Source organism: Streptomyces sp. NPDC046859, from assembly GCF_040645135.1.
Classification (GTDB): domain Bacteria; phylum Actinomycetota; class Actinomycetes; order Streptomycetales; family Streptomycetaceae; genus Streptomyces.
The window spans coordinates 1-6,158 of the sequence record NZ_JBEYXR010000052.1 but is presented as its reverse complement, the minus strand read 5'-3'; the positions used below and the strand labels follow the sequence as shown (position 1 = coordinate 6,158).

Below are 6,158 nucleotides of genomic sequence, written 5' to 3'. Positions count from 1 at the left end.
CAGACCCCAAGCCGTTCATCTGGACCAAGACCGCCGAGGAGATCCTCGAATCCCTCGCAAGATTCTGCCGACGGATCTCCGGCGCAGGACACTAGTAGGGCTTCCACGTGCCGTCCTGGTCGTCCGCTTTCCCGGTGACGGCCTCGGTGAAGGCGGTCCGTGACTGCGATGGCAACGGGACTCTGCCGGGCCGACCGTGGTGTCTTCCGCTGGCCGAACGGGTTTTGGTGGTGGCCGTGTACCACAGCACGAATCTGACCATGCGGCAGCTCGGGCCGCTGTTCGGGATCTCGTCCTCGACGGTGTTCCGGGTGATCCAGCGGCTCGGTCCGCTGCTCGCACTGGAGCCCGTCTCCCGACCAGGCGATGCGGCCGACCGGTTGTGGATCGTGGAAGGCTCCCTCATCCCGGTACGCGACCGGAAGGTCGGCTCCTCGTCACGCAAGTACCGGTTCCCCGCAAAGGGGCAGGTCATCGTGGACACCGACACCCGCCTGGTGATCCCCGCGGCCCGGCCGGTGCCGGGCACCACCGCGGACGCGCATGCCTGACGTGCTTCCGGCTGGCCGGGCACTGCCAGAACGTGACCGTCCTGGCGCACGGCGCCTACCTCAACTGCGGCATGGTCACCCCACACCGGAAATGCCCCCGGCGCGAGCTGCTGCCGGGCGAGGAAGACGACAACGCGGCGCACCGCAAGGTCCGTGCAAGGGTGGAGCATGTGATCGGCCGGATGAAGAACTACCAGGTCCTCCGCGACTGCCGGCAACACGGCGACGGCCTCCGCCACGCCGTCCAGGCCGTTGCCCACATGCACAACCTCGCCCTCGCATCATGATTAGAGGACCGTCTCCACCCGCCCTGTCCTGCCCAAACACAGCCTTCTGCAACACCCTTGAGCCGTGGACCCGGATCTGGTGGAGCACGACGTCGAAGAACTCACGCTCGCGCTCCGGGGTGATCCTGGAGCGGCGCGTGCCGACCGGTCCGGGCCGGTCCACGTCCTGCGACGTCATGGTGCGCCGCACCTCGGGTGTGTCCGGCGTTCGCCGGCGCGCCACTTCACCGGTACGCATGCGTATCGGTATACCAACATCGGTACGGTTCGTTTCGAGGAGTGCGGGGCGACGGGCGACCGTGGATTCGCGCCAGATTGCGCGCTGACGGTTTCCGGCCGAACCGCGAGCGGCGTGCCCGCGTGGCACCGGCCGCTTGGCTCCGCGGGGAACGCGGGCCCCGGATGGCCGCACACCTCTGTGGCCAGCGGCCGTGGCCGCCGACGCGGGAGCGGGGAGCGGCGGACGCGTGCCGCGGGGACCGCCGGCATCCGGGCGAGAGCGTGCGAATCCGTCGTTTTCGGCCGGGCGGGCACAGCCGCCGTGCCCTTCCTGGGGCCTGGAGGGTGGCGCATTGCGTCCGGTGCGGTTCGCTCGTGCGTATGTGTCGTGTTCCCGCCGGTCAGATCAGGGCACATGGCCCGTGGCTCGGGGGGCGAGTGCCGACTGACCCGGGCGTGGCCGCTGACCAGAGGTGGGGGACATGGTTCGTACTGTCGTGGTGCACGACGAGGAACTGCTGCGATCGGCATTGGTGCAACTGTTGAGATCCGATGCCGCGCTGGAGGTCTCGTCCCGGGCACCCGGCGTCGACCTGCCGGATCGTGACGAATTACCGACCGACGTGTGGGTCGTGGACGGCGACTGTCTTTGGGGTTCCGGGCAGACGCACGACACGTCGTTCCGGGTGCGGCGCGGTGACCGGCTCGTCGTGCTGACGACCGCCAGGCGTCCGGGGATACTCCGCCGGGCGTTCGACGGCGGTGCTCTCGGGCTGGTCGACAAGAACGCTCCGGCCCGGCGGCTGATCACCGCGGTGCACACGGTCGCAAAGGGTGAACGCTTCCTCGACGAGACGCTCACCGTCGCCCTGCTGGAGGGCGCCTCGATGCCGCTGACCACTCGTGAACTGAGCGTGCTGTCTCTCGCCTCACAAGGGGCGCCCCTGGCCGAGATAGCGGCCCGTCTGCACCTCTCCCGGGGCACCGTCCGCAACTACATGGCCGCCGCCATACGGAAGGTGGGCGCCCGCAACCGGGTCGACGCGATACGCATGCTCCAGAGCGGCGGCTGGACGTAGGCGCGCGGCGGTCCGGACTCCGGACGGCCCGCGGCGGTCAGCGCCGGCGGGCCGGTCCGCCCTGCCAGTGGCCCGTCAGGTCCCGGTAGAGCGGCGAGCGGTCCAGCACCTCGTCGTGCGTGCCGCACACGGCGTCCGTTCCGTCCAGGACCAGCACCCGGTCGGCGCGTACGGCGGACGACAGGCGGTGCGCCACCACCAGGAGCGTTCCCGGGCGCCGTGCGAGGGCCTCCTCCGCGCGCGCCTCGGCAGCGGGGTCGAGATGGCAGGTGGCCTCGTCGAGCAGCAGCAGGGGGGCGGGTGACATCCAGGCGCGGGTCAGCGCGAGGAGTTGTCGCTCGCCGTGGGAGAGTTCGGCGGGCCGCAGCGGTGCGTCGAGGCCGCCCAGCCGCTCCACCAGGGGCCACAGGCCGAGAGCGTCGACGGCGGCGTCGAGGTCCGCGCGGCTCGCGCCCGGGCGGAGGTAGGTGAGGTTGTCGCTCAGGGTGCCGGAGAAGACGTACGCCTCCTGGGGCATCAGGACGCGCAGCGCGGCGAGTTCGGCGGGCGGCCGCCCGGTCACCTCCCGGCCGTCCACCCTGACCTCGCCGCCGCTGGGCGCGAGCGTGCCCGCGATCAGGCGGGTGAGGGTTGACTTGCCGATGCCGCTGGGGCCGACGACGGCGAGGTGCTCGCCCGGGGCGACGCACAGGTCGAGCGAGTCGAGGACGGGTTCGGCGCGCACGCCGTAGGAGAGCGTCACGGACCGCAGTTCCACGGCCGCGGTCCGGGCGCGGTCCGCCGGGCGTCCCCCGAGGTTTGGTGCGTCGTCACCGGGGCCGGGGATCGCGGCCGTCGCCCGGGCGGTGACGGCCGCGCCGCCCGCGCCGGGGGCCGGACGGGGCGCTGCCGCGAGTGCGGGCTCCGGACGGGTGGCCGCCGGCGCCCGTACACTCCCCGGCTCCCCGGCCCGCTCCGGCTCCCCGGCCCGCTCCTGCTCCGCTGCCCGGGGCCGCTCCGGCCGCGGCTGCGGCCGCTCCGGGCCGATGATGCGGTCGAGGACGACCAGCAGCCGGGACCCGGCCGCCCCGAGCGCGGTCATCAGCGTGTGCAGGGCGGGCAGCAGCGACTGGACGAGGTAGGTGAAGGCACCGAGCAGCGCGCCCGCCGTCACCCCCCGTCCGCGCAGCCACGGAACGGCCAGCAGCAGCGCCAGGACCGGCAGGTGACCCGCGACCCCGAGCGCCGCCGTACGCACCGCCGCCCAGCCGGCCAGGACACGGGCCGCCGCCGCGGCACCCTCGATCAGCTCCGCGCCGCGCCTCGCCGCCGCAGGCCCGGTCCCGCAAGCGGTCAGGTCCCGCAACGCCGCCCGCGACCGGGCCGCGTGGTCGCCCAGTGCCTCGTCGGCCGCCAGCGCGCGTCGCTGCGCCGCCGCCATCGGGCGTAGCGTCACCAGAAACAGCCCCAGACCGAGCGACAGCGGGGGAAGCACCACCACGAGGAGGGAGGGATGCAGCGACAGCAGCCCCAGCAGCGCTCCGGCGGCTGTGAAGACGAACGAACGGAGCGTCAGGACGAGACCGGCGAAGCTGTCCCGGGCGATCTCGACCTGGTTCGTCAGCCGGGAGACGGCCGCCCGGTCCGTCTCACCGGGACCGCCCGCCGCGGCGGGTCCCAGGGACCGGTCGACCGCGTGCCGCACCAGACCGTCGCGCAGCGGCTCCGTCAGACCGGCCAGCTGGGCGAACACGCCCCGGATCACCGGGGCTCCGAGCAGCACGGCCACCAGCGCGACCGTGAGCCAGAGCAGCCCCCGGCGCGTGTCACCGGCGAGGAATCCCTGGTCGACGGCCTGGGCGACACCGTACCCCACGAGGAACGCCTGCCCGGTCTCGGCCAACGACCAGAGGGCGAGGCGCACCAGGACCCCGGAGCGGCGGGCGAGGAACCGGCGGGCGGGCGGCGCCAGGCGCCGCACCGCCCCGGATCCGTCGTCCGTTTCGCGCGTGTCCGCGGACGCGGCGCGGCGGGTCACCGCCGTGCTCCCTCGGATACGGGCGGGTGTGCGGCTCCGTCGGGCGGCGCTTGCCCGGCCCCGGCCGGGTCGGCGGCGAAGACCGCCCGGTAGCCGGCCAGTTCCCACAGATCGCCATGCGGCGCGACGGCCCGCACTTCCCCCTCCTCCAGCCAGATCACCAGGTCCGCCCGGGCCGCCACCGAGGGGCGGTGCGCGACGACCAGCCTGGTCCCGGGACGCACCGACCGGCGCAGCGCCCGGTCCACCTCGTGCTCGGTGGCGGTGTCCAGGCCGGACGTCGCGTCGTCCAGGATCAGCAGCCGTCCGGCGTGCGCGAACGCCCGTGCCAGACCGAGGCGTTGGTGCTCGCCGCCCGAGAGCGGCGCTGCGGCAAGCGGGGTGTCGTACCCGTGCGGCAGCCGACGCACGAACCCGTCGGCTCCCGCGGCACGGCAGGCTTCCCGCACCTGCTCGGGCGACACCCGCCGAGGTCCGGTGGCGACCATCTCGGCGACCGTGCCCCCGGCCGGGGCGGGGCGCTCGAAGGCGTAGCCGATCTCGGTGCGCAGGGAGTCCCGGGTCAGCCGGTCGAGACGGACGCCGTCCAGCAGCACCTGTCCCTCGTCGGGATCGACCAGCCGCCCCGCCACGGCGGCCAGGACGGACTTGCCGGCTCCGCTGCGGCCGACCACCGCCGCCGTGGCGCCGCCCGGCACCCGCACGCCGTCGGCGTGCAGCACCTGCCTGCCGTCACGCACCACGCGTACCCCGCGCAGTTCGAGATCGCCCCGCCCGGCCGGCGGCAGCCGGCGTGCCCCGTGGACCAGCGCGGGGACACGGGCCAGGGCCAGGGTCCGGTTCCTCGCCTCGCGGCCGCGCACCACCGCGCCCAGCAGGGACGCCGCGCCACCGATGCCGGCCGTCAGCTGCGCGTAGCGGATCACGGCGAGGAGCTCGCCCACGCTCAGGGCGCTTGAGGCGAGCCGCAGGCCGCCGACGGCCGTGGCGGCCAGGGTGAGCAGGGGGACCAGGACCCCGCTGCGGGCCAGGGCGCGTCCGTGGAGCACCCACATGTGCCTGCCCTGGGCGGTAAGCCGGTCCAACGGCTCGAGCACACGGGCCCGTTCACGGGCGCGAGTGCCCGCCGCGTTGATCGTCGCCGCGCCCTCCATGGCCTCCAGCAGCCGGGAGGCGATCTCCGCCTGCGTCTTCTGGTAGGCGCCGACCGAGGCGCCGGTGTCCCGGGCGAAGGCCCGCAGGACGAACCCGAGGGCGGGCAGCCCGGTCAGCACGCAGGCGGCCACCCACAGGTCGACCACGGCCAGCGCCGCCAGGGCGCCCACGGGCGTGGCCATCGAGGCCGCCAGCGCCGCCCGGGCCGCCGGGGCGGCTCCGGCGTCGGCGGCGTTCAGGGTCAGCCGGGCCCCGACGTCCCCGGGCGCGTACGGCCGGGCGCGGTCCGGTACGGCTCGCAGGAGGCCGTCGAGGGCACGGGAGCGGACGGACGCCGTCCAGGTGGCGTTGCAGCGTCCGGTGAACAGGGAGGTGAGGCTGTCGAGCAGCAGCTCGCCCACGAGGAGCGCGGCGCTCAGCATCAGCCAGCGTCCCGCGGCACCGGCGGTGCCGCCGTCGCGCAGGAGCAGATCCAGTGTGCGGCCGAGGACGTAGGGCTGGGCCACGGTCACCGCGGCCGAGGCGACCGAGCACAGCAGCACCAGCGCTTCGGGGGCGCGGCCCGGTATCGCGCCGCTGGCTGCGCCGCCTGCCTTGCCCGCGCGCCGTGCCCGGGACCCGCTCGTCGGCACCAGTCGGCCTCCTTCCGTGCGTCCCACCGTGTCGGGACACCGGCCGCGCGACCGGACGGCCGAGGTGTCCGTGCATGCGGGTACCGGCGCTCCGGGCGGAAACCCGGAGCGCCGGTACCGGGCGGCAGGGCTCATCGACCTCCGCTGCCCCAACGCCCGTGCCTGCCCCGCCCAGTTGCGGGAGCGGGTCTCCTATCTCGCCGGCCGGGAGAGCCTGG

The 6,158-nt window shown here is 74.6% G+C and carries 3 protein-coding genes and 2 pseudogenes; 2 read left to right on the top strand and 3 right to left on the bottom strand.

The window, feature by feature from the left end; genetic code table 11:
• Positions 1-146: 146 nt before the first annotated feature.
• A pseudogene (locus ABZ899_RS36290) lies at positions 147-838 on the top strand (transposase family protein); the annotation flags it as partial.
• A gap of 70 nt (positions 839-908) precedes the next feature.
• Here ABZ899_RS36290 and ABZ899_RS36285 read toward each other — a convergent pair.
• A pseudogene (locus tag ABZ899_RS36285) lies at positions 909-1,016 on the bottom strand (TetR family transcriptional regulator); the annotation flags it as partial.
• 523 nt (positions 1,017-1,539) lie between these two features.
• On the opposite strand from ABZ899_RS36285, the gene ABZ899_RS36280 reads away from it, so the two are divergent.
• A complete protein-coding gene (locus tag ABZ899_RS36280; protein ID WP_361355134.1) occupies positions 1,540-2,136 on the top strand; it encodes a response regulator transcription factor in 597 nt (198 codons plus the stop codon).
• A gap of 37 nt (positions 2,137-2,173) precedes the next feature.
• On the opposite strand, the gene ABZ899_RS36275 is transcribed toward ABZ899_RS36280, so the two are convergent.
• Positions 2,174-4,153: an ABC transporter ATP-binding protein gene (locus ABZ899_RS36275; protein WP_361355132.1), complete on the bottom strand. Its 1,980-nt coding sequence runs from the start codon at positions 4,151-4,153 to the stop codon at positions 2,174-2,176.
• A complete protein-coding gene (locus ABZ899_RS36270; RefSeq protein ID WP_361355130.1) occupies positions 4,150-5,940 on the bottom strand; it encodes an ABC transporter ATP-binding protein in 1,791 nt (596 codons plus the stop codon). The genes ABZ899_RS36275 and ABZ899_RS36270 overlap by 4 nt, the downstream gene beginning before the upstream one ends.
• Positions 5,941-6,158: the final 218 nt, after the last annotated feature.